We start from the raw sequence: 25041 nt of genomic DNA, 5'->3' as shown, positions 1-25041 counted from the left end.
CCATAGCAAGTCGGTCCCACCCCTTCCCATCCCGAACAGGACCGTGAAACGACTCTGCGCCGATGATAGTGCTGCAACCAGTGTGAAAGTAGGTTATCGTCAGGCTAGTTATATAGAAAAGCCCGCTGAATGATTCAGCGGGCTTTTTCTCAGGCTTACAAAAGAACAGAACTAACAACAGGTCAAAGCTTGATGACCATAGCAAGTCGGTCCCACCCCTTCCCATCCCGAACAGGACCGTGAAACGACTCTGCGCCGATGATAGTGCTGCAACCAGTGTGAAAGTAGGTTATCGTCAAGCTAGTTATTCAGGAAAAGCCCGCTGATTCAGCGGGCTTTTTCATTTGCAAGTAAAGTTTCTGTCATAGGCAGGTCACACGGCCTGCGTAAGCTGCGGTTTTATTCACAGAGAACCGCAGCATGACGAAATTCCCTCAACTGTCCCTCCTGTCCATCGCGATCGCAGCAGCACTGACTGCCTGCGGAAGCAGTGATAACCCGGCGCCTGCAACGCCGGCCAAAGCGCAAATCAATGGCCAGTTCCATGACAGCGCTGTCAGCGGCCTGGAATATACGGCTGGCGATGCCGCCAAGACCAGTACGGGACCGAATGGCGAATTCACTTGCAAGGATGGCGATACGGTCAGCTTCTCGATTGGCGGCGTCGCGCTGGGCAGTGCCCCATGCGCCTCCACCATCACGCCGACGCAGTTGGCGAACGCCGCCGCCAGTGATGTGAAAGTCGTTAACCGCCTGCTGGCCCTGCAATTGCTGGATGAAGATGGCGACCCGCAAAATGGCATCAAGCTGGCGGCCGACGTGAAAGCCGCATTGGCAGGCAAGACGCTGGACTTCAATGCCGCTCCAGCTGCATTTAATGCCAGCCTGGCATCCACGCTGGCGTCAGCCGGCGCCAAATATGCTGCCCGCACGGTCGATGATGACCACCGCATGCTGGCCCGTGAACACTTTGAAGACACGCTGGCGTCGCGGCTCGGCGCCGCCAGCGCGGAATCGTTCACGCAAGGTGCTGTGACGGTTTCCGTAACCCGCTTCCAGATCCAGGCAGACGCCAAATACTACGTGCCGTACGAAGGCGTCAACGCGAAAGTCAAAGAAGAATTCCCGCAAGGCTTCTTGCCATCGTATGGTTCCGCGTTAGCCTTCAAAGGAGTCAACGCCAATGGCGACCTGGAATTCTATGGTTTGACAGACCGTGGTCCAAATGGCGATGGCCCGAATATCCCGGCGCTGAGCGGCACTGGCACGATCGCAGCAAAAATCTTTCCGTCGCCAGGCTTCGCGCCGTCGATCGGCGTGATCACCGTGGGTAAAAACGGCGCCGTGCTGACGTCGTCGATGCCGATCAAGGCCAACGCCACTACCAGCATGACGGGCTTACCCATCCCTGCCGGCACGCTGGGTAATTCCGCGGAAGTGCCCGTGATGGATGCGATGAAATTCGACGCCGGCACCAAGGCAATCTTCAGCGCGAACGGCATCGACAGCGAAGCCATCGCGGTGGACAAGAAACGCAACGCGCTGTGGGTGTCCGATGAATACGGCCCCTTCATCGTGAAATTGGATGCAGCAACCGGCGTGGTACAAGCGCGCTACGCGCCAGGCGCAGGCTTGCCAACGATCTTCGCCAAGCGCCGCGCCAACCGCGGCATGGAAGGCATGGCGCTCGATACGGCGACCGACAAGCTGCACGGCTTCCTGCAAAGCCCACTGTCGGATGGCAGTGCGCCATATTCGGTCACGGGCAAGAACGAACAAGTGGAGCGTTTTGCGCGCTTCACGCGCTGGATTGAATTCGATCCAGCCACGGGCGCCACCACGAAAATGTACGCGTATCCGCTGACCGGCGCGGACTACCAGGATGGCCGCACTGGCAATGCAAAACTGGGCGACATGGTCGCACTGGGCAACGGCAAATTTATCGTCATTGAACAGGGTGCGGCGCCAGGCGGCAAAGTGTTCAACAAACTGATGCTGGTGGAAATCGGCAACGCCACCGATATCAACGCCGCTGAATTCAACAATACGACGTCCGACCTGGAGAAAAGCTCGATGGGCAGTGCGGCAGTCAATGGCGCAGACTGGAGCAAGGTGGTCACCCTGAAGAAGACCGTGCTGCTGGATTTGAACGCGATTGGCTGGCTGGCAGAAAAAGCGGAAGGCATGACCATGGTGGACGCCAACACGCTGGCTTTGGCCAACGACAATGATTTCGGCTTGAAGACGAAAATCTTCACGCCGGATGGCGTGGCTGTTGCCGATGCCGACGTCACCAAGTGCAATGTCGATGCGAATGGCGTGATCATCACCAGTACTACGCTGGGCTGCAATGCCGCCAACTCGATCCGCGTGGCGCGTGGCGATGACAAAGAGCGCCCCGCACGTCTGTGGCTGATCAAGTTTGGCAAAGCGCTGACGGCATATTAATCAGCGCAGCAAAGCTATTACCTGCGAGCTGGCAAACAGCAGCAAGCCAATACATCCACCCACCAGCGTTCCGTTGATGCGGATGTATTGCAAGTCTTTGCCGATATTCAGTTCGATCTGGCGCGACATTTCTTTCGTATCCCAGCGCTTGACGGTGTCGCTGATGTGGCGTGTCAGGAAGTCCGAGAAATCAGGGGCCATGGCACGCGCGGCATCTTCCATGTGGGTATTGAGGGAGCTGCGCAAGTCATCGTTATGGGCCAATTCTTCGCCCAGCCAGCGGCCCATCGCGGCCACGCGCGCATGTAATTCCGAATTGTCCGACGCCAGGTCATCACGCAGCCAGTCGCGCACGCCGTTCCATACTTGCGCAATATAGGTATTGGCTGCGTCGCTGTCGCGGATATAAGTTTTCAACTCCATTGCCCGCCGCTGGAAGGCTTCATCTTCACGCAGCCGTACGATAAATGTCGCAATCAGTTCATCGAGACGGCGGCGCAGCCGGTGGCTGCGGTCTTCCCGTACCTGCACGAGCAAAGTGTTCAGTGCTTCGCTGACCCAGTCCGCGCCTTTTTCACCCAGCCAGTTGGTGGGTAGTACTTTTTCCATGGCAGCGTGCTCGCGCTTCAGCCATTGCACGATACTGTGTGAAATCACTTCCTGGTTGGCAGGCGCTTCCAGGTGGATCAGCGCCTGTTCAATGATATCGTCCAGCACTTCCTGGTGGCGGCCATCCCGCGTCAGCATATCGAGCACGCCGGCCAGCAAATGCGCCAGGTCGACTTTATCGAGCATCGCGTGGAAGGCGTTTTTCAGGAAGGTGCGGATGCGCGTATCTTCCGCCATGTCCAGCATGCCGGCCGTCACGCGCACGACATAGGCGCCGAGGATGCGGTCATTCGACGGTTCCGCCAGCCACTTGCCCAGCATGCCGACCGGATCATGCTTGCGGATCAAATCCACCAGCGACGCGGGATCCAGGAATTTTTCGCGCACAAATTGCGCCAGGTTGTCGGCAATGCGGTCTTTATTATTGGGGATGATGTTGGTGTGTGCCGATACCAGTGGAATCGGCACGTGCTTGAACAGCGCCACCACGGCAAACCAGTCCGCCAGCGCCCCGACCATAGCGGCTTCCGCGACGGCTTTGATGGCATCCACCGCCAGGCTGCGAGGCAGGAAAGCAGTGACGATAAAGATGCCGGCAGCCGCCAGCAGGAACATCAGGGCGGTCCGTTTGGCTTTCCTTAGTTCCTGCTCTTTGTCCATGGCTACTCCGTGATCCGTTCCCAATCAAGGTTGAAGCGGGCCAGGTACTTGCGCAGCCTGTCCGCATCATTCGGTTTGGCCTTGCTCTCGCGCGAGACGGCAAACAGCTTGCGTCCCGCATCCGACATGTTTTTCGATTGCCGGCACACATCCAGCACGGCTTGCAGTTGCAGGCGGTCAAACAAGTCCAGTTGCTGCACCGCGTCATCGCCCAGTACCTGTTCCAGCTTCAGGCTGGAAGATGCCGCCGGTATAAGCGTACGCCATTGTCGCCGCAAGCGCGAGATTTCGGCGCTCACCACGGCGGACGTAATGCGGCCTGCCTCTGCCAGAGTGGCCATGCGGGTGACGGCTGCCGACAAATCGCGGAAGTTGCCGCTCCACTGCGCTTCCGGCGATGACGCATAGCGCATGAATTGTTCACGCGCTTCCTTGTTGAACCGTACGGCAGCTCCCGTCTCCGCACCGAATTGCGCCAGCAGGTAATCGATGTTGGGTTCAATGTCTTCCGGGCGTTCGGCAAGACCCGGCAATGCATACGTCCATAAATTGATACGGGCATATAAATCCTCGCGGAAGCGGCCAGCCGCAACTTCCGTCGCCAGATCGCGGTTGGTACCTGCAATCAGCTGGAAATCGCTGTGCACTTCATGGTCGCCGCCCATCGGCAGGAAGCGCTTTTCTTCCACCGCCTTTAACAGCATGGCTTGTTCATCCAGACCCAGTTCACCGATTTCATCGAGGAATAGCAAGCCTTTGTGGGCGGTACGCAGCAAGCCGGGACGGTCCGATGCCGCGCCCGTGAAAGCGCCTTTGACATGGCCAAATAATGTGGAGCCGGCGCCATCGCCATGCAGGGTCGCACAGTTAACGTCGACGAACGGCCCGCTTAACTGATGGCGCGCTTTTTTCAGTTCAAACACGCGCCGCGCCAGGAACGATTTGCCCGCACCCGTAGGGCCCATCAACAGCATCGGCGCGCGCGAGCGCGCCGCCACGTGCTCGATCTCATCGATCATCAAGTTGAATTGCGGATTGCGCGTGGCGATGCCGGATTTGAGCAGCGCCACGCCCTCCTGTTGCGCGCTGTGGAAGCGCTGCGCAATCTGGTCATAGCGCGACAAGTCCAGGTCGATCAGCGCATAGCTGCCAGGATCGCCCGGACTGGGACGGCGCGGCGGCGATGTTTGCAGCAGGCAGCCGGGGAAGTAGCGCGCTTCCGTCATCAGGAACAGGCAAATTTGCGCCACGTGCGTGCCGGTCGTGATGTGCACCCAGTATTCTTCACGCTCCATATCGAACGGGTAGCCGCGTGCGAAGTCGTACAGGCAGCTGTAGACATCTTCGAAGTCCCACGCATCTTCGATCGGCAGCGCGTGCGAGCGCACCTGCGTCATGGGGGATGTGGCTGCGATGTCTTCCTTCACTTGGTCGACCACGTAGCCATAGCTGCCGTTATAAAACAGTTCCAGCCGGTCGATCAGCAAATCTTCATGCTGCGCCAGCGCCACCGTGGGCCGCCAGCGCTCCCACCGGTTGCTGCCGCCGCCCTTGTCCAGTTGGGCTCCGACGAAGCCGAGGATCACTGTTTTCTTTTTCATTTGGGATAAATATTTATACGAATAGATAATTTATCACAATTGAAATAACTATGGCGAAGGAAAGATCTCCTTATAAATCAATGGCTTATTTAATTTATAAAAAGCTGGCACAGCGCTTGCTGTAAGCCTGGTACGCAGCATTGCAGCCGGCCTGCGGTAGGAGGCCGATAATGTCGTACATTGAAGATGAAAGAAGAGTTGAAATGAAAAACTACGAAGAAATGGATATCGCGGGCGCCAGCCCGATCAAGATGTGGACCAGCGGCGTGCCGGTCGAAGCCGCCGCCAAAGAGCAATTGGCCAACACGGCAAAGATGCCGTTCATTTACAAGCACATTGCCGTGATGCCGGACGTCCACCTGGGTAAAGGTTCCACCATTGGCAGCGTGATTCCGACCCTGGGCGCCATCATTCCGGCTGCCGTCGGTGTCGATATCGGATGCGGCATGATGGCGGCCAAGACCACGCTGAATGCGCGCGACTTGCCGGATAACCTGGGAGCACTGCGCAGCGCGATTGAAAAAGCGATTCCACACGGGATGACGCCGAAGACGCGCAGCTACCGTGGCCGCGATACGGGGGCGTGGGAAAATCCGCCGGCGCCGGTCGATACCGCGTGGGCGCAGTTGAAGGGTGAATTCGACGTCATTTGCCAAAAGACGCCGCGCTTGCGCAATACGAACAACTACAAGCACCTGGGAACGCTGGGTTCCGGTAACCACTTCGTGGAAGTGTGCCTGGATGAAGAAGGTTCCGTATGGTTCATGCTGCATTCGGGATCGCGCGGTGTGGGGAACGCCATCGGTACGCACTTCATCGAACTGGCGCAGCAAGATATGCGCACGCATATTGCGAACTTGCCCGATAAAGACCTGGCGTACCTGGAGGAAGGGACGAAGCACTACGACGATTATGTGGAGGCCGTGGGGTGGGCCCAGAAATTTGCGCGCATGAACCGCGAAGTCATGATGCAAAACCTGATTGCGTCCGTGCGCACCGTGATCAAGAAGCCGTTCGACACGCATGTGGAAGCCGTGAACTGCCACCACAACTACGTGCAGAAGGAACGCCACTTCGGCAAGGATGTGCTGATCACGCGTAAAGGCGCCGTGTCGGCACGTGAAGGGGAACTGGGGATCATCCCGGGCTCGATGGGCGCGAAGAGTTTTATCGTGCGCGGTAAAGGCAACCCGGAAAGCTTCAACAGCTGCAGCCACGGCGCCGGACGCACGATGAGCCGTAACGAGGCGAAGCGCCGCTATACGCTGGCCGACCAGGCGAAAGCCACGGAAGGCGTGGAATGCCGCAAGGACGCGGCCGTGATTGATGAAATTCCGATGGCATACAAGGATATTGACGCTGTCATGCAAGCGCAGAGCGACCTGGTGGAAGTCGTGCATACGTTGAAACAGGTAGTGTGCGTCAAAGGATGAAGATGATAGAACTGGATGGTTCCCAGGGCGAAGGCGGCGGGCAGATTTTGCGCACGTCGCTCAGCCTGTCGATGATCACGGGGCAGCCCGTGCGCATTGTGAATATCCGCGCCAATCGCGCCAAGCCTGGCTTGATGCGGCAGCATCTGGTGGCGGTGCAGGCTGCCGCCGAAGTGTGTGGCGCGGATATCTCTGACGTGCGGGTGGGGGCGCAAACGCTGGTATTCAAGCCGGGCCGCATCCGTGGCGGCAATTACAGCTTTGCCATTGGCTCGGCGGGCAGCAGCATGCTGGTGCTGCAAACGCTGCTGCCGGCATTGCTGTATGCTGATCAGCCGTCTATTGTCACAGTCAGCGGCGGCACGCATAATCCGAAAGCGCCGCCAGCGGAATTCCTGCAGCGCGCATATGGCCGTGCGATGGCGCAGATGGGGGCGGAGATCGACATACGCCTGGAACGGCACGGTTTTTATCCGGCCGGAGGCGGCATCGTATCGGCCACGGTGCAGCCTTGCGCGCAGTTGCAGCGGCTGGAATTGCTGGCGCCGGGCGCGCGCCGCGCAGGATACGCGGAAAGCTTTATCGCTGCCGTGCCATATCGCGTGGCGCAGCGCGAGCTGGACACCGTGGGAACGGCAATGGGGTGGAGCGGCGAGCAATTGCGTCCGCGCCAGCTGCCGGACAAGCATGGACCCGGCAATGTGCTGTTGATTACATTGGACAGCGAACACGTGACAGAAGTTTTTGCAGCATTTGGAGAGAAATCCGTGCCTTCCGAAGCCGTGGCAAAGCAGGCGGTGCACGATGCACGCGATTACATCGCGTCGGGCGCGGCCGTCAGCGAACATCTGGCGGACCAGCTGATGTTGCCGATGGCGCTGGCGGGCGGCGGCAAGTTCACGGTGGACCGCGTGTCGCTGCATGCGCGGACCAATGCTGACGTGATCGCACATTTCCTGCCCATCGAATTTACTTTCGAGGCGCAAGAACGGTGCAGTTTGTGTACAGTCACACCCGTGCCGTGAGCTGTAATTGATCCATCTGCGCGCCATCAAATTCTTTCATGCGGGAAAATTGCAAAAAAAATAGGAGGTATTCCAACATGGGCTGTGGAGAGCGGGTCAACTTATGAACAAATCATTTTCAGTCTATCTAGACTTTGTTCGTTTTTTTGCTGCACTGGCGGTATTTGTCTGCCACCTTGAGAGTTATCCGTTCACGGACAAAGTGGTGTGGTGGCGCATGGGCGCTTACGGCGGTATGGCCGTCACCATCTTTTTTGTCTTGTCGGGCTACGTGATTGCGTATGTGACGGACTTGAGGGAAAAAACCGCGGCGGACTATTATGCCGCGCGCATTGCGCGGCTATATTCCGTCGTCGGCATTGCGCTGCTGCTGACGTTTTGCTTCGATACGATCGGCATGGCCGTCAATCCGGAGTTTTATACGATCAAGAAAGCGCTGTGGAAGCCGCCAAGCTGGCAAGGCTACCTGGCTTCAGCATTCTTCCTCAATGAGTATCAAGTCTTTGGCTTCAACGGCATCTCGCCGGGAACGAATGGGCCGTACTGGTCACTGAGTTTCGAGGCGACGTATTACGTCATCGCGGGGCTGATCCTGTTTGCGCCACGCTGGATCGGCATTATCGCCTCGCTGGTCATCCTTTCCCTTGCTGGACGCACTATCACGGCGTTGCTGCCCCTATGGGCGCTGGGATTCGCGCTGTACCACTGGCGCAGCCGGATCCAGCTTCCCAAGCTAGCGTGGCAACTGATGCTGGCAGTGTCTGCGCTGCTGTTGCTGGCGATGCCGGTCTTTACCAAGAATTATCTGGCAGGGAAATTCATCGTTTGGCTGCCATGGGGAGCGGCGCCGTTTAACCGGAATATTTTCGAGGATTACATTACCGCGGTGCTGTTTACCGCCAACCTGGTCGCGGTCCGGAATGTGCTGTCGCCAGCGATGCAGATCCCGCCGAAAGTCGTCAGCGCCGGCCGCTGGCTGGGCGCCCAGACGTTCCCGTTGTACTGCTTCCATTATCCGGCCATCTGCATGTTTGCCGCGATCAGCCCGTGGAAGAATACGACAGTGGCCAACGCGGTATTCGTTACCGTGTGCACGCTGGCGGTGGTCGCGCTGTTGACGCCAGTGTGCGATGCGCTGAAAGACCGCATTCGCCCTGCGCTGGTCAATCAATGGGGCAAAATGTTCAAGGCGGCGCCGCGGCCGTCCGGGCCCTGATGTCTTAACGCGGCACAGTGGCGTGCAGGTGTCACGGGCAGTGGAACAATTGCTGTGACACCTGTTCCGATTTGGCGCACTTTCAGCAGTTGCGCCGGCGCCGCGCCACGAATGCAATCGTGGCACGCCAATTGCTCCTTGTGGACTATCACTAACACAAGGAGACAGCATCATGAAACGCCCCACCATCTTCTTTGCCGCAGCAGCGGCGCTGGTTGCCTCGCTGGCCGCCTATGGCCACGGCAATGTGACGCCGCAGGGTGTCGACACCACGGGCCTGGCTGCGCTGGGTGACAAATGGCGCGATGAAAACCCCTACAAAGGCAACAAGCTGGCGCTGAAGATCGGCAGTTCCGCCTACAACCAGAATTGCGCGCGCTGCCATGGCCTGGAAGCCGTATCGGGCGGCATCGCGCCGGACTTGCGCTTGCTGGACCGCGACTGCAACAACATCAAGAACGCCAACAAGAAAGCTGCCTGCTACAAGGACGTCGACGCCTACTTCCTGTCGTCGATCCGCGGCGGCAAGGTGCGCAACGGCGCTGTCTATATGCCGCCGTTTGAGGGGGTATTCAATCAGGAAGCCATGTGGGCCATCAAGACTTACCTGGAATCGCGCCGCGAGGCTAACTAATTCGTAGGGAGGGCGTCATGAGCCGTCGCACAACTTTATTGGGGGCGGCGGCAGCGCTCGCCCTTTCCCTGGCACTGCCGGTCCGCGCGGACTGGGATAAGGTGCAGCAAACGGGCAGCCTGAAAGTGGCTGTGTATACGGACTTCGCGCCGTTTTCCTCGAAGGAGGGCGGCATCGATGTCGACCTGGCGGAGGCGCTGGCCAAGAAGCTGCGTTTGCGGCTGTATTTGCTGCCCTTCCCGGCGGGTGAAGAGCTGGGCGATGACTTGCGCAATATGGTGTGGAAGGGCCACTACCTTGGGTATGGGCCGGCGGACGTGATGCTGCACGTTCCTGTCGATCCGCGCTTGATGGCGGCGCAGGACAAGGTGCAGATTTTCGCGCCGTATCACGTGGAATCCGTGCAGCTGGTGCGCGACGTGAAAGCCATGCCGGCGTTTGACAGCATCGATGCGTTGGCGGGCAAGCGCATCGGCGTGGAAAAGGTGTCGATTGCGGGCATGGTGTTGCTGGGGGAGGGCAATGGCCGCTTCCGCGACAATGTGCGGATTTACCCCACGGCCGCCGCCGCGCTGGAAGAATTAAAAGCCGGGAAGCTGGATGCCGTGCTGGCCAACCGGTCTGAAATCGAAACCGTGTTCCGGGGCGACCCCGCCTACCCGCTGGCGCCGGCAGTATTCCAGCGCTTGCCCCGTAATGGCTGGGCAGTCGGCATGGCCGTCAAGAAGGGCAATGAGGACGTAGCCCGCCATCTGCAAGCCGCCCTCAATGAGCTGCGCGACAGCGGCGAGCTACAAGCCATCTTCGCCAAATACGGCGTACGCGCCGTCCAGCCATAACCCGTGGGGTCAGACGTGCATTAATGCATCCACCAGCCGCCTGGCCACAAAAATCCTCAGCAAACCCTTATGCAGCCTGGCCAACCACCCGTGGGGTCAGGCATGCATTGCTGCGTCTTGCCATACCGCCCGCTACTTCAAGCCTCCCGGCCCGGCGCACGAATGCACGCCTGACCCCCGGGAAGCCGCAAATGAAATCGACGGGTAGGCGTGGTTGCGGGGCCGGCGAATGCACGAATGCACGCCTGACCCCAGGGTTTTAGAAGCGGTATTGCGCGCTGGCGCCCAGTTGCCAGTTGCGGCCTGGGGCGGACTCGTAATAGCGTTTGTTGGTGTCGCCGACGATGACGGAACCGATGTATTGGCGGTCAAACAGGTTGTTGAGGCGGGCATATCCCGTCACGCCCCACGCGCCAATGTCGTGCTTCGCCGTGATCCGGGCATTCATCGTTGCGTAGCCTGGCGCTGCTTTCTCAACATTGCTGTCTTCTGCGTACACTTTTGCATTGGCGACGGTTTCCAGTGCCGCGCCCCAATGGCCCGATGCATCTTTCCACGCGACGTCCGCATACAGGTTCGCCTTCGGTACACCCGGCAAACGGCTGCCAGCAGCGACCGCGCCAAATGGCGTATCGTAGACGGCACGCAGCACCGTCAGTGCGATGCGGCTGCTGAAGCCCGCACCCAGGTCCGCATCCACCGAAACTTCCGCACCACGCCGCGATGTCTTGCCCGCATTGCGATAGCTGGTCCGCCCGCCACTCGAAGCATCCACCACCAGTTCATCGCGCGTCTTCACGCTGAACAGCGCCGCATCCAGCCGCATGCCGGTACCTACGATGGCCTTGGCGCCGATTTCCCCGTGCGTGCTGCGCGCCGGCTGCAGGCGGAAGTTGAAGCCGCCGCCCGTGCCCGAGTAAAACAATTCATTCAACGTCGGCGTCTCGAAACCCTGCGCCGCGCTGGCATACACATTCAACACTGGCGACACCTTGTACAGCACACCCGCCACCGGCGTCGTGCGCGCCTGGCGTGTATTGCCGCTATCGTCGCCGTTCGACAGGAACCGGTCGCGCACCGACACCGTGACACGGCTGCGCCGCACGCCGCCGCTGAGCACCCAGCCGCCGGCCGCCCACTCCGACTGCACGTACGGATCCGCATTCGACACCACATCCTGCTCATCCCGCCGCAGCTTGCCCTTCACGCCCAGCACCGTCCCGATAAAGTTTTCGTACCCCTTGCGGTCATCAGACGAACGGCCATATTCCAGCCCCGCCGTGGTACTGAGCTTGCCGCCGCCCAGTTCCCGCACGTCCAGCCAGCTGATGTCCGCGCCATGGAAGTCACGGTCGAAATCCACCACGCCGCCCGAATGGCTGGCAGGCGCCTGGAATGCGCGGGAAAATGCCTGGTACTGGATCACTTGCCGGTTGCCCCCATACAGCGCTACCTTCAGCCGGCTGTCGCCAAAGCGCTGTTCCCACGCGGCGCCAATTTGCTGGTGGTCGATACTTTTGCGCGTGCCATAGCGTTCCGCCAGGGTAAGCTTAGGCGTCACCGTATCGGTCGTGTCGATTTCGCCCGCGCGCGGGTCGCGCAAGTAAGTGGCCCACGTGACGCCCAGCGGATCTTGCGTATCTTTCTGACGCAAGCCACTGGCCGTCACCGTCAATTTGCCGCCATCATTGGGCCGCACCACCAATTTCGCATACGCCTGGTCGCGCCGTGCCGCGCTATGGTCGCGATAACCATCCGTGTCGAAACGGGACGCGTCGAGCAGGTAACCGATACCGCCAGCCATGCCCTGCGCATTGACGTCGACCTTGCGTGCGCCATCGCTGCCGCCCATGACGGCCGTTTCCAGCGTCGCCCTGCTTTCCGGTTCGCGCGTAAGCAATTGCACGACGCCGCCAGCATGGTTGCCATAGGCAGCGGAAAACGGCCCCCGCAGCACTTCAATGCGCTGCGCCTGGTCGAGATTGAAAGTGGCAGCCTGGCCCTGCCCATCCGGCATCGAAGCGGGAATGCCATCGGCCACCAGTTTCACGCCCCGCACGCCGAACGCCGAGCGGGCGCCAAAGCCGCGCGAAGAAATCTGCAAATCCTGCGCATAGTTTTGCCGGTTCTGTACCACCAGTCCCGGCACGGCGGCCAGCGCTTCCGATGCATTGACCCGCATTTGCCCGGCACGGATACGCTCCCCGTCGACGACATCGACGGCGGCAGGGAAGTCAAAGCTGTTGTGCTCCACGCGGCTGCCACTGACGATGACGACAGTGTCCGGCCCTTCCGCCAGCGCACCTGCGGCAACGGTGCAGCCCAGCAGGGCGGCAATAGTGTTCAGTCGAATCCGGGTTTGCATTTCAATCTCCTTTATGGCGGTCTGCCAAAAACCGTAAGCAATATACCTGCCATGGTGAAAGCCGTGTGCCCGCATCAGAGAACTGCGTGGCATGCGGCTTGCATTCCTGAGCGATACGCGCGCACGGACGCGCAGCCCAACATCAGGAGACCACCATGAAAACCGCTTATTGTCTGCGCGCTGTATGCGCTGTTGCAACCCTGTCCGCGCCGATCGCCGCCATGGCGGCGCCGCTGGCGTACGTGCCGAATGAAAAATCCGGCTCCGTCAGCGTGCTCGATACCGCCACAGATACCGTGTTGCGCAGCCTCCCTGCAGGCAAGCGCCCCCGCGGCATTGCGTATGACGCCGTCGGCAACCGCCTGTTCGTGACGGATGCCGGCAGCAATGCCTTGCTGATGCTGGACAGCACAGGCGGCGCCGCGCGCACGCTGGCGCTGGGCAGTTCGCCGGAAGGCGTCAGCGTATCGCCCGACGGCCGCTATGCCGCCGTGGCAGTCGAAGAGGGCAACAGCGTCACCCTGGTTGACGCCCATACGGGCCAGCGCCTGGCCGACATTCCCGTCAAAGGCAGGAATCCGGAACATGCTGTCTTCAGCCCTGACAGCCGCTGGCTGTACGTCAGTGCGGAAGAAGCGGAGCAGGTGGACGTGATCGACGTGGCGCAGCGCCGCCAGACCGGCGCGGTTGCCGTGGGCATGCGTCCCCGCGGCATCGGCTTCCTGCCAGACGGCAGCCGTGCCTACATCGCCTGTGAACTGGCCAATGCAGTCTACGTCGTCGATACGGCCACCGGCGCTGCCATTGCAAGAATCCCGGCCGGACGCAACGCCAATGGTATTGCCGTGCATCCCAATGGCAGCAAGGTCTACGTGTCGAACGGCATCGACGGCAGCGTGATGCAGATCGATACGGCCACCAATCAGGTCAGCGCCACCATCGCTGTTGGCAAGCGCCCGTGGAATATGGCCATCACGCCGGACGGCAGCAAGCTGTATGTCGCCAATGGCCGCTCCAACAGCGTCTCCGTCATCGATACAGCAGCGGCCCGCAAAACTGCTGATGTCGCCGTCGGTGAATTACCGTGGGGTGTGGCAATCCGCTGAACAACTGGAACAGCGGATGGAACACCTGTGTTCCGTTCTGTCACAGCTTGCAATGCTGCAGTGGCGTAAATCCCCGTGAAACAGGCTGGCACGGTGCTTGCGAAACAAGGAGTGTGCTCAACGCCACCGTCCCGCAAGGAACGGCCCGAATCACCACCAAACCTATTGAAGAAAGAGGATGACATGAATCTCGCGGATATCTCCAAACTGGGCGTCGCCAATCCCTACAAACAGCGCTACGACAACTTCATCGGCGGTAAATTCGTTCCACCAGTAAAAGGCGAATATTTTGCCAACCTGACGCCGATCACCGGCAAGCCATTCTGCGAAATCGCCCGTTCGACGGCGGAAGACGTGGAAATCGCACTGGATGCAGCGCATGCCGCCAAGGATGCGTGGGCCAAGACGTCGCAGACGGAGCGCGCCAACATCCTGAACAAGATTGCCGACCGCATGGAGCAAAACCTGTCCACGCTGGCCATCGCTGAAACCATCGACAACGGCAAGCCTATCCGCGAGACCACCGCTGCCGACATCCCGCTGGCGATCGATCACTTCCGCTACTTCGCCGGCTGCATCCGCGCCCAGGAGGGTTCCGTTGCGCAGATCGACGCCAATACCTACGCGTACCACTTCCATGAACCGCTGGGCGTCGTCGGCCAGATCATCCCCTGGAACTTCCCGATCCTGATGGCGGTATGGAAGCTGGCCCCTGCGCTGGCCGCTGGTAACTGCGTGGTGCTGAAACCAGCCGAGCAAACGCCGGCATCGATCATGGTGCTGGTGGAATTGATTGCCGACCTGCTGCCGCCAGGTGTACTGAACGTCGTCAACGGCTTTGGCCTGGAAGCGGGCAAGCCGCTGGCGTCGTCCAAGCGCATCGCGAAGATTGCCTTCACGGGTGAAACGGGCACCGGCCGCCTGATCATGCAATACGCCGCGCAAAACCTGATTCCCGTGACGCTGGAACTGGGCGGGAAGTCGCCGAACATCTTCTTTGAAGACGTAATGGAAGCGGATGACGCATTCTTCGACAAGTGCCTGGAAGGTTTCGCCATGTTCGCGCTGAACCAGGGCGAAGTGTGCACGTGCCCGTCGCGCGTGCTGATCCAGGAATCGATTTACGAAGCGTTTATCGAGCGCGCACTGAAGCGCGTAGCGGCCATCAAGCAGGGCAACCCGCTGGATGCTTCGACCATGATCGGCGCCCAGGCATCGCAGGAACAGCTGGAAAAAATCCTGTCGTACATGGACATCGGCAAGCAGGAAGGCGCGGAATTGCTGGCAGGCGGCGTACGCAGCGTGCAGAACGGCGACCTGGAAGGCGGCTATTACGTGCAGCCGACCGTGTTCAAAGGCCACAACAAGATGCGCATCTTCCAGGAAGAGATCTTTGGCCCGGTCGTATCGGTGACCACCTTCAAGGATGAAGAAGATGCGCTGCGCATCGCCAACGATACTTTGTATGGGCTGGGCGCAGGTGTGTGGACCCGTGATGGTTCCCGTGCCTTCCGCGTTGGCCGCGGCATCCAGGCTGGCCGCGTGTGGACCAATTGCTACCACCTGTACCCTGCGCACGCAGCGTTCGGCGGCTACAAGCAGTCGGGTATCGGCCGTGAAAACCACAAGATGATGCTCGAGCACTATCAGCAGACCAAGAACCTGCTGGTCAGCTATGACCCGAACGCGCTGGGCTTCTTTTAAATCCAACGGTGCAGGGCCTTCAGGCCGGGCATCCTCAACTTAGACAACATTATGAAAACTGCCGTCGCAAGAGTTATCGCCACCGGCGCCGCGCTGGAAATGATTGCCGCCCTGCGTCACCGTTACGGGCCAATCATGTTTTTCCAGTCCGGCGGTTGCTGCGACGGCAGCACGCCGATGTGCTACCAGGTCGGAGAGTTCAACCTCAGCGACACGGATATCTACCTCGGCAACCTCGGAGGCGCGCCGTTTTATATCGGCATGGAGCAGTACGAATACTGGGAACACACGCAATTGATTATCGACGTGGTGCCGGGGAATGGCGGCATGTTTTCACTCGATAACGGTTCAGGGCAACGATTCTTGACGCGTTCGCGCTTGTTCACAGACCAGGAATGCAGTGAATTGGGAATAAAACCATAAGGGGAGACTACTGTGGAAAAAAAGATCATGGGATTGTTGGTCGCAGCAGCATGTGCCGCATTGACCGGCAGTGTATGGGCTGGTGGCGCCGTGACGCAGGCGATGCTGGAAAAAACGGTACCAGACACGTCGAGCGTGCTGTCGTTCGGCATGGGCTCGGCGGGGCAGCGCTATTCGCCGCTGTCGCAAATTAATACCAAGACAGTCGGCAAGCTGGTGCCGGCGTGGTCGTTCTCGTTTGGCGGTGAAAAGCAGCGCGGCCAGGAATCGCAGCCGCTCATCCACAACGGCAAAATGTTCGTCACGGCGTCGTATTCGCGCATCTATGCGCTGGATTTGAAGACGGGCGCCAAGCTGTGGAAGTATGAACACCGCCTGCCCGACGGCATCATGCCATGCTGCGACGTGATCAACCGCGGTGCAGCACTGTTCGACAACCTCGTCATCTTCGGCACGCTCGATGCGCAGCTGGTGGCGCTGGACCAGGATACGGGCAAGATCGTGTGGAAGGAAAAAGTCGACGACTATAACGCCGGCTATTCGATGTCCGCCGCACCGCTGATTGCCAAAGGGTTGCTGTTGACGGGCGTATCGGGCGGCGAGTTCGGTATCGTGGGCCGTATCGAAGCGCGCAATCCGCGCACGGGCGAACTGGTCTGGTCGCGTCCAACGGTGGAAGGCCATATGGGCCACCGCTACGATAAAGACGGCAACGCGATTGACAATGGCGTGTCGGGCACCGTCAATAAATCGTGGCCGGGTGAATTGTGGAAGACGGGCGGCGCATCCACGTGGATGGGCGGCACGTACGATCCGGCCACTGGCCTGGCATACTTCGGCACTGGCAACCCAGCCCCGTGGAACAGCCACCTGCGTCCTGGCGACAACCTGTATTCGTCGTCAACGGTCGCCGTGGACGTGGAAACTGGCCAGATCAAGTGGAGCTACCAGAACACGCCGAATGACGCGTGGGACTTCGACGGCGCCAATGAATTCGTCACGTTTGAAATGGATGGCAAGCGTTATGGCGGCAAGGCTGACCGTAACGGCTTCTTCTACGTGAACGATGCGCAGACGGGCAAGCTGCATAACGCATTCCCGTTCGTGAAGAAAATCACGTGGGCGACCGGTATCGACCTGGAAACAGGCCGTCCAAAGTTCACGCCGGATGGCCGTCCGGGCGATCCTACCCAGGGCGAAGAAGGCAAGAAGGGCAAGACCGTGTTTGCCGCGCCAGCGTTCCTGGGCGCGAAGAACCAGATGCCGATGGCGTACAGCCCGCAAACGAAACTGTTCTACGTACCGGCTAACGAATGGGGCATGGATATCTGGAACGAGCCGATTTCGTACAAGAAGGGCGGTGCGTACCTGGGCGCGGGCTTTACCATCAAGCCATTGTTTGACGACTACATCGGCGCGCTGCGCGCAATTGATCCGAAGTCCGGCAAGATCGCATGGGAAGTCAAGAACACGGCGCCGCTGTGGGGCGGCGCCATGGCAACGGGCGGCGGTCTGGTGTTCTATGGCACGCCGGAGGGCTATTTGAAAGCCGTCGACGCGAAGACGGGCAAGGAATTGTGGAAGTTCCAGACCGGTTCCGGCGTGGTGGCGCCGCCAGTCACGTGGCAAGACGGCGATACGCAATATGTGGCCGTGGTGTCGGGCTGGGGCGGGGCAGTACCGCTGTGGGGCGGTGAAGTGGCAAAGAAAGTTAATTTCCTGGAGCAGGGCGGAAGTGTCTGGGTCTTTAAGCTGGTGAAGTAAATCTTCATTCAGTAAATTTTTTTCATCTGTGCATCCCTTGGGCGGCTTCGGCCGCCGTTTTTTTATCTGGCGTGCCGGGTCTTCAGGCCGGGCATCCACTATATAAAAGGTCTGACATGCAAACCACATTCCTGCCACCATCTTCTTTCTCGGCTGCTGCGGCCATTCCTGATATGGCGTCTTATGAAGCGCTGTGCGCGTTTGCCGAACGCGATTACCAGGGTTACTGGGGCAAGCTGGCGCGTGAAAACCTGGCGTGGCGCGTACCTTTTACGCGCGTGCTCGATGAAAGCAATGCGCCCTTCTTTAAATGGTTCGATGATGGCAAGTTGAACGTGTCGTACAACTGCCTGGACCGCAATCTTGAAAATGGCAATGGCGGCAAGACCGCCATCATCTTTGAAGCGGATGACGGCGCGGTCACCAGCATTACGTATAAAGAATTGCATGCGAAGGTGTGCAAGCTGGCCAATGGCTTGCGAGCGCGCGGTATTGCGAAAGGCGACCGCGTGGTGCTGTATATGTCGATGTCGATTGAAGCAGTGGTAGCCATGCAGGCTTGCGCGCGCATAGGCGCGACGCACTCCGTCGTGTTTGGCGGCTTTTCTGCGCGGGCGCTGCATGAGCGTATCGCCGATGCAGGCGCGGTGGCCGTTATCACTGCCGATGAACAGCTGCGGGGCGGCAAGCGCTTGCCGCTGAAATCCATCGTCGATGAAGCGCTGGCGCTGGGCGGCTGTGAATGTGTGCGCAATGTGATCGTGTACCGGCGCACCGGTGGTAACGTCAAGCACGCGGCGCCGCGCGATATCTGGCTGCACGACTTGATGGATGGGCAAAGCGACGTGTGCGAACCGGAATGGGTCAATGCGGAACATCCGCTGTTCATCCTGTACACGTCCGGCTCCACGGGCAAACCGAAAGGCGTGCAGCACGCGTCGGGCGGCTATTTGCTGTGGACTGCGCTGACCATGAAATGGACATTCGACATCAAGCCGGATGACGTCTACTGGTGCACCGCCGACATTGGCTGGGTCACGGGCCACAGCTATATCACGTACGGTCCGACCGTGGCCGGAGCCACGCAAGTGATCTTCGAAGGCGTGCCGACGTGGCCGGACGCGGGCCGCTTCTGGGAAACCATTGAAAAGCACAAAGTCAGCATTTTCTATACGGCGCCGACTGCTATCCGCTCGCTGATCAAGGCATGCGAAACGGATCCGAAGGTGCATCCAAAGAATTACGACTTGTCGTCGCTGCGATTACTTGGCTCTGTCGGTGAACCGATCAACCCGGAAGCGTGGATGTGGTACTACCGCAATGTGGGCCAGGAGCGCTGCCCCATTATCGACACGTTCTGGCAAACGGAAACGGGTGGCCACATGATCACGCCGCTGCCTGGCGCTACGCCGATGGTGCCGGGATCGTGCACGCTGCCGCTGCCAGGCATCATGGCGGCCATTGTCGATGAAGCGGGGCAGGATGTGCCGAACGGGCAGGGCGGCATCCTGGTCGTCAAACGCCCATGGCCATCGATGATCCGCACCATCTGGAACGATGCGGACCGCTTCCGTGCCAGCTACTTCCCGGAAGAATTGGGCGGCTATTACCTGGCAGGCGACGGTGCAATACGTAACAAGGATACGGGTTACTTCACCATCACGGGCCGCATTGATGACGTGCTCAATGTGTCGGGACACCGCATGGGAACGATGGAAATCGAATCCGCTCTTGTCGCGCATCCATTGGTGGCGGAAGCCGCCGTCGTGGGCAAGCCGGATGCCACGACGGGCGAATCGATTTGCGCATTCGTTGTGCTGAAGCAGGCCCGCCCTGAAGGCGATGCGGCGAAAGCGCTGGCGGCGGAATTGCGCAACTGGGTGGCGAAGGAAATCGGCCCGATAGCCAAGCCGAAGGAAATCCGCTTTGGCGACAACTTGCCGAAGACGCGCTCAGGGAAAATCATGCGCCGCCTGCTGCGCGTGCTGGCGAAAGGCGAGTCCGTGACGCAGGATGTATCGACCCTGGAAAATCCCGCCATCCTTGAACAGCTGGCGAAGGCGTTGTAAGCAAATGGAACAGCTGTAGCGGCACGGATTGCGCACATTGATCCAATGCTGCGCACATTTTGCAAGCCGCTGCGGCGGTTCCCTCCTGTAGTGATGTGGCATGCAATTTGCCCTTTAGGTAGTGCATCTCAATGATGTCCAACTTAAAAATACAGGAGACCGTAATGAATAAGAATGCCATGGGGAGTGTGATTGCCGTAGCCGCAGCGTTGAGCGCGCAGCATGCAAGCGCAGTTGATTTCAAGGCAGGTGACTGGACGGTGGGTGTTGGCGGTATCGTCAACGCGTATTACACGCAAGTGTCGTGCTCCGGGATCGCAGTGGGCGGTCTGGCGCTGGCGGACCGCGGCCTGGGCTGCGGCGGCAAGAAAGACCGCAGCGCCGTGGGCAATGGCTTGCTGCCGAATGGCCTGGTGGCGTCGGCCGGTTCCAATCTCAGCGGCTATGACGTCAAGGCTGTCGTGGCCATCTATAGCGCGACAGCCACCGACAGCGCAGTCGCACAAAACAGCACGGTCGACGTGCGCCAGGCGTACTTCACGTTTGGAAATGCGGACATGGGGACAGTGAAACTGGGCCGCGACCTGGGCATTTTCGGTTCCAACGCCATTCTCAGTGACATGACCTTGCTGGGCGCGGGCTTGCCTGTGCAGGCAACGCAGCGCGGCCGCGTGACCTTGGGCCATATCGGCGCAGGCTACAGCTACATGGGCTACTACGGACAGATCGCATACAGCGCACCAAAGTCCGCCGGCGTTGGCATCGACGTGGCGCTGGTCAGCCCTGTTGCCGATACGCCGGTGATCACTGCATCCAGATACAGCGCCGGGACCGCGCCACAAGTGCAGGCGCAATTGAGCTGGAGCGGCAGCGGCGCCAAAGTATGGCTGGGTGCAAAGACGCAAAAGTTTGAAGCGCTGGCTGCCGGCGGCAAAGATTTGACGATGTCCGCCATGGAGCTGGGCGCGTCGTATGCGGACGGCCCATTTGGCTTGCTGGCCAATGTGCAGGGCGGTAAAGCCATCGGCATCCTGTCCGATGCGGACCAGGGCGATGTCCGTGGCCGCAACTACTTCTTGCAGGGTACGTACAAGGCGACGGACAAGTTGAAACTGGGCCTGGGCTATGGCGTCAGCCGCAACAGCGATAACGCAGCCGGCACGGGCGGCCTGAAACAGAACGCCAACCTGACCTTGGGCGCGTACTACTCGCTGAACAGTGCGGTCACGCTGGTGGGTGAGGTCGGCCAGTCGCGCTCCAAGGCATTCGCCGGCGGCGAGGCAAAAATGAATGGCGCCTCGCTGGGCGGCATCATCTTCTTCTAACCAGGACGAGAGAAGTGGCCATGATTACCTTGCATGACTCGCTGGTTGAGTGGACCGTGCTGGCGCTGGGTGTTGCTGTTTGCGCGGCATTGCTGATGCGGGGGCGTAGTCCGATGCGCTGGCGTGGCGCAGTGTGCACGCCGCCGCAGCCCAGGCTACGCAAGCCTTTGCGCTGGACCAGCTATTGGCTGCCGTGCGTGGCGCTGGTGGTGATCGTGGCCAATGCGGGCATTGCCGTCAATGCGGCGGCGGCTGCGGCCAGCAGTGAAGCGGCTGGCGCTGGCGCCGCTGCCGTGGGGCTGGGCGCCATCGCAGCGCTGGCCAGCCTGGTCGTATTGCTGATGGTGTGGCTGTACTTGAGCCGCAGCGTGCGCGTGCTGTCGTCCGCGCCGCAAGATGTGGAGGTGGAATGCTGCAGCGATTGCCCGCAGTGTACGGAGGCGGGAATGGCGGCGCCGGTGGAACACCAGGGCCGCAAGCGCGCACGCGGGCTGACCATGACGCGGCTGGGAGGTGGATGATGGAACGGTCCATCTTCCTTTCTGCCGCGATTGGTGCGCTGTCTTGCCTGGGACGGGTCCAGGCGGCTTCGAAGGCCCTGCACCGCGGGACTGCGCATGTATTTGGGACTGAGCTGACGGTCACAGTACTGCATGCAGATGAAGCGCGCGCGCAAGTGGCGATTGCCGCCGCGCTGTGCGCAGCCATGAGTGTTGAGCGGATGGTGTCACTGGCCGATCAGGATAGCGCGGTATGCCGGTTGAACCGTGACGGCGTACTTGCGCAGCCAGACCCGCAACTGTTGGCATTGTTGCCGCAGGCTTGCGCCTTATCGGATTTGACAGGCGGCGCATTTGACGTGACGGTACAGCCCTTGCTGCACGTCTATGCGGATGCGCAGCGCTGGGGCGCGCTGCCGGAGCGGCATGTTCTCGACAGCGCCCGTGCGCAGGTGGGGTGGCGGCGGCTGTCATTTGGACGGGAGTGCGCGCGCTTTCTGCAGCCGGGTATGGAATTGACGCTGGACGGGCTGGCGCCCGGATATGCGGCTGACATGGCGCTATCGGTATTGCGCCGCCATGGTATCAGCGATGCGCTGGTTGACACGGGCGCTGTTGCGGCAACGGGCGGTGGCGGTTTGCAGTGGATGGCGGGATTGCCTGATCTGCATGGCGTCTCACTGGGCACCGTGCCGTTGCGGGACCGCTGCATGGCCACGTCAGCTGGCGGCGCTGCGGGAGCCGGCAGCATTGTCAGTCCCGCTACCGGCGAAGTGGCGGATGAACTGGTGCGCGTCACTGTGCTGGCGCCACTGGGTTTGCTGGCAGACGGGCTGGCGGCAGCATTTATGGTGATGGGAGCGAAACAGGCGCATGCGCTGGCGGCGCGGCTGCCTGGCGTCGATGTGCTGACGGTAGACCGGCGGGGCGAGATGCGGCGCTCCGCCGGGTTTGGGATGATGGCCTCCTGAGTTAAGGGTGCAGGGCCTTTAGGCCAGGCATCCTCATTCTGGGCGCTTACTTCAGGTGCGGCATTTTGCGGTAGATGGTGTTGCGCGATACGCCGAGCGCCCGGGCGGCAGCGGAAATATTGCCGCCATGGGCTTGCAGGGCTTTTTGAATAGCGGAATATTCCATTTCATCCAGGCGGGCGCCGGCAGGAGCGTAACGTTCAAAGGCCGGCGCCGGCTCGGCAGGTTCGCAGCTTGCGGCCAGGACGCCGGGCGCAGCCGGCGCGGGTAAGGCTGCGGCATTGGCTGCCGCGATATCGTCCATAAAGTCGTCGGGCATATGGCGCAGGCAAATTTCCTGCTCATCACCTGCCATGACGATGGCGGTGCGCAGCAAATTCGTCAACTGGCGGAAGTTGCCGGGCCAGCGGTGGCGGCGGAACAGTTCGAGGATTTCCGGCGACACTTCATAACGGCCATTGTCGGATTCAATGGCGAGGATTTTCTTGACGACGGTTTCCAGGTCCGTGCGTTCACGCAGCGGCGGCAATTTCACCACCAGGCCATTGAGCCGGTAATACAAGTCTTCGCGGAACAAGCCCTGCGCAATACGTTCGCGCAGGTTATGGTTGGTGGCGCAAATGACTTCCACGTTGACGGGAATGGATTTGCCGCTGCCCAGCGGCGTCACCATGCGCTCTTGCAGTACGCGTAGCAGGCGCGCTTGCAGGCTGAATGGCATGTCGCCGATTTCATCGAGGAACAGCGTGCCGCCGTTGGCTTGCAGGATGCGGCCTGGCGCGCCTTTTTTGCGCGCGCCTGTGAAAGCGCCATCTTCATAGCCGAACAATTCCGATTCAATCAGGGTTTCCGGGATCGATGCGCAGTTGACTGCGACGAAGGGGCTGGCGGCGCGAGGCGAATCGTTGTGGATGGCCTGGGCCAGCAATTCCTTGCCCGTACCGGTTTCACCCATGATCATGATAGGAATGTCTTTGCCCAGCACACGGGTAACCTTGTCGAGCACCAGTTCCAGCTGCGGATCTCCGGTCCGCAGGTAGCGCAGGCCGGACAGCTTGCGGGCTGCATTGGCGGCCAGGTTGGAGGCCGCCTGCGGGCGCGTTTGCTCGTGCGGCGCGGACAAAACGTGCTGGAACTGGTTGTTGGCCAGCCGCAGTTGCGCGCGCCCGTGTACCCGCACGCCGTTATGCATGCACAGGTCCAGCAAACCTGGCGCCGCCGTACGGTAATGGTCGAACAGCGCGGAGACGGGCAAGCCAAACAGGGAACTGAACGTGTGGGTTTGCAGTGCTGAATACGTAAGACCCAGCTGGAACAGGCCATTGCGGTTGGCGGACAGGAAGCGGCCGCCCGGCGTGAATGACGCGATCCCTTCCATCAGCGTGCCGATGAATTCCGGCCGCGTATGGAAGTGGATCGTGATGGCGTCTTCGAAGGTGGCGGAAAACAGCTGGTTTTCAATCATCAGCGCAGACATCCGTACCAGCGCCATTGTGTGCTGGTGATAGCTGCGCTGGTCGCCGGAGACATCGAGCACGCCGACCACATTGCCCAGGTGGTCTGTGATGGGGGCTGCAGAGCAGGTGAGGAAGTGGTTGGCATTCAGATAATGCTGGTCCGCGTGCACCAGCGCCGGCGCGCGTTCCGCGATGGCGGTGCCGATTGCGTTGGTACCTTTGCTTTCTTCTGACCAGGCGACGCCGGGCTGCAACGCGACCCGGTTGGCCTTTTCCAGGAAGTCGGCATCGCCCAGCGAATGCAGGATCACGCCATGGGCATCCGTCAAGATCACCATGTTGTGCGTGTTGATGATTTGCTGGTACAGCGTTTCCATCGCGGGCAGCGCGTGCGCATGGAGCATGCGGTTTTGCTCTATTAATAGCGACAGCTCGTTGCGGGCGATGGGACCAAAATCAGCACAACTGTCGGGGCACAGGCCATAGGCCAGCGAACGTTTGTGGGAAGTGGTGATGATGCCGCCCATGTCGGGGGGGGCGGGCCGGGCAGGTTGCGTGTACATGTCTCCGATTCCTTTATGGGCCGTCTTTCGCGGCGTGCGGCTGTACCAAAATGTGACACTTGTACCGCAATGGAGCAACTGTTCCGATACAAGTGTTGCGCCGGCTCATAGGCCGGGTGCGCTATCTATGTTTGATAGCAATCCTGATGCCAGGTCCTTACATGAACCTGAAATAGCGCTTGCCTATGGGAATGTGGTTTGCTATAGTTCTGTCCCCGCAGCGCTGCGACGGTTTGAAAACGAAACAGCGATGCAAACGAGGGGTTGACGGATATCAGGAAACACTAGATAATCTCGCTTCTCTGCTGCTGACGAACACAACGCTTCGT

18 protein-coding genes and 2 rRNA genes are annotated in these 25041 nt (G+C 60.1%); 16 read left to right on the top strand and 4 right to left on the bottom strand.

Going from position 1 to position 25041, the window contains the following annotated elements:
- From rrf (GM668_RS29415) to GM668_RS29405, 3 genes are all read left to right on the top strand, one after another.
- Positions 1–105, top strand: a 5S ribosomal RNA gene (gene rrf / locus GM668_RS29415); the annotation flags it as partial.
- 83 nt (positions 106–188) lie between these two features.
- Positions 189–301: ribosomal RNA gene (gene rrf, locus GM668_RS29410) — 5S ribosomal RNA — on the top strand.
- 119 nt (positions 302–420) lie between these two features.
- Positions 421–2448: an esterase-like activity of phytase family protein gene (locus GM668_RS29405; RefSeq protein WP_155442533.1), complete on the top strand. Its 2028-nt coding sequence runs from the start codon at positions 421–423 to the stop codon at positions 2446–2448.
- Here GM668_RS29405 and GM668_RS29400 read toward each other — a convergent pair whose 3' ends face one another.
- Both GM668_RS29400 and rtcR read right to left on the bottom strand, forming a co-directional pair.
- Positions 2449–3717 carry a DUF445 domain-containing protein gene (locus tag GM668_RS29400; RefSeq protein ID WP_155442532.1) on the bottom strand — a complete coding sequence of 423 codons (1269 nt, stop codon included), beginning with the start codon at positions 3715–3717 and terminating at the stop codon, positions 2449–2451.
- 2 nt (positions 3718–3719) lie between these two features.
- Positions 3720–5318 (bottom strand): RNA repair transcriptional activator RtcR, encoded by a 1599-nt coding sequence (gene rtcR, locus GM668_RS29395; protein ID WP_155442531.1) that lies wholly within the window; start codon positions 5316–5318, stop codon positions 3720–3722.
- A gap of 203 nt (positions 5319–5521) precedes the next feature.
- On the opposite strand from rtcR, the gene GM668_RS29390 reads away from it, so the two are divergent.
- The 5 genes from GM668_RS29390 to GM668_RS29370 all read left to right on the top strand — a co-directional run bounded on the left by GM668_RS29390 (position 5522) and on the right by GM668_RS29370 (position 10465).
- Positions 5522–6751: an RtcB family protein gene (locus tag GM668_RS29390; RefSeq protein ID WP_155442530.1), complete on the top strand. Its 1230-nt coding sequence runs from the start codon at positions 5522–5524 to the stop codon at positions 6749–6751.
- Positions 6752–6753: 2 nt separating this feature from the next.
- Positions 6754–7776, top strand: a complete 1023-nt coding sequence (rtcA, locus tag GM668_RS29385) for an RNA 3'-terminal phosphate cyclase (RefSeq protein ID WP_155442536.1) — start codon at positions 6754–6756, stop codon at positions 7774–7776.
- A 103-nt stretch (positions 7777–7879) separates the two neighbouring features.
- Positions 7880–8992 (top strand): acyltransferase family protein, encoded by a 1113-nt coding sequence (locus GM668_RS29380; RefSeq protein WP_155442529.1) that lies wholly within the window; start codon positions 7880–7882, stop codon positions 8990–8992.
- A gap of 172 nt (positions 8993–9164) precedes the next feature.
- A complete protein-coding gene (gene pedF / locus GM668_RS29375) occupies positions 9165–9626 on the top strand; it encodes a cytochrome c-550 PedF (protein WP_155442528.1) in 462 nt (153 codons plus the stop codon).
- A gap of 17 nt (positions 9627–9643) precedes the next feature.
- Positions 9644–10465 (top strand): substrate-binding periplasmic protein, encoded by an 822-nt coding sequence (locus GM668_RS29370; RefSeq protein WP_155442527.1) that lies wholly within the window; start codon positions 9644–9646, stop codon positions 10463–10465.
- Positions 10466–10724: 259 nt separating this feature from the next.
- Here GM668_RS29370 and GM668_RS29365 read toward each other — a convergent pair whose 3' ends face one another.
- Positions 10725–12830 (bottom strand): TonB-dependent receptor family protein, encoded by a 2106-nt coding sequence (locus GM668_RS29365; protein ID WP_155442526.1) that lies wholly within the window; start codon positions 12828–12830, stop codon positions 10725–10727.
- A gap of 155 nt (positions 12831–12985) precedes the next feature.
- On the opposite strand from GM668_RS29365, the gene GM668_RS29360 reads away from it, so the two are divergent.
- The 8 genes from GM668_RS29360 to GM668_RS29325 all read left to right on the top strand — a co-directional run bounded on the left by GM668_RS29360 (position 12986) and on the right by GM668_RS29325 (position 22692).
- Positions 12986–13936 carry a beta-propeller fold lactonase family protein gene (locus GM668_RS29360; protein ID WP_155442525.1) on the top strand — a complete coding sequence of 317 codons (951 nt, stop codon included), beginning with the start codon at positions 12986–12988 and terminating at the stop codon, positions 13934–13936.
- Positions 13937–14119: 183 nt separating this feature from the next.
- Positions 14120–15640, top strand: a complete 1521-nt coding sequence (gene adh / locus GM668_RS29355) for an aldehyde dehydrogenase (RefSeq protein ID WP_155442524.1) — start codon at positions 14120–14122, stop codon at positions 15638–15640.
- A gap of 51 nt (positions 15641–15691) precedes the next feature.
- Positions 15692–16063, top strand: coding sequence for a DUF779 domain-containing protein (locus GM668_RS29350; RefSeq protein WP_155442523.1), 372 nt, complete (start codon positions 15692–15694; stop codon positions 16061–16063).
- 27 nt (positions 16064–16090) lie between these two features.
- Positions 16091–17827, top strand: a complete 1737-nt coding sequence (locus tag GM668_RS29345; RefSeq protein ID WP_155442522.1) for a PQQ-dependent methanol/ethanol family dehydrogenase — start codon at positions 16091–16093, stop codon at positions 17825–17827.
- A gap of 116 nt (positions 17828–17943) precedes the next feature.
- Positions 17944–19896: an acetate--CoA ligase gene (gene acs, locus GM668_RS29340; RefSeq protein ID WP_155442521.1), complete on the top strand. Its 1953-nt coding sequence runs from the start codon at positions 17944–17946 to the stop codon at positions 19894–19896.
- 164 nt (positions 19897–20060) lie between these two features.
- Positions 20061–21221 carry a porin gene (locus GM668_RS29335; protein ID WP_229500095.1) on the top strand — a complete coding sequence of 387 codons (1161 nt, stop codon included), beginning with the start codon at positions 20061–20063 and terminating at the stop codon, positions 21219–21221.
- A gap of 20 nt (positions 21222–21241) precedes the next feature.
- Positions 21242–21742, top strand: a complete 501-nt coding sequence (locus GM668_RS29330; protein WP_155442520.1) for a hypothetical protein — start codon at positions 21242–21244, stop codon at positions 21740–21742.
- A complete protein-coding gene (locus GM668_RS29325; RefSeq protein ID WP_155442519.1) occupies positions 21742–22692 on the top strand; it encodes an FAD:protein FMN transferase in 951 nt (316 codons plus the stop codon). The genes GM668_RS29330 and GM668_RS29325 overlap by 1 nt, the downstream gene beginning before the upstream one ends.
- Positions 22693–22738: 46 nt before the next feature.
- Here GM668_RS29325 and GM668_RS29320 read toward each other — a convergent pair whose 3' ends face one another.
- Positions 22739–24712, bottom strand: a complete 1974-nt coding sequence (locus GM668_RS29320; RefSeq protein WP_229500093.1) for a sigma-54-dependent Fis family transcriptional regulator — start codon at positions 24710–24712, stop codon at positions 22739–22741.
- Positions 24713–25041: the final 329 nt, after the last annotated feature.

This window comes from Pseudoduganella ginsengisoli, assembly GCF_009720865.1.
GTDB lineage: Bacteria > Pseudomonadota > Gammaproteobacteria > Burkholderiales > Burkholderiaceae_D > Rugamonas > Rugamonas ginsengisoli.
This window is presented reverse-complemented; position numbering and strand designations above follow the sequence as displayed.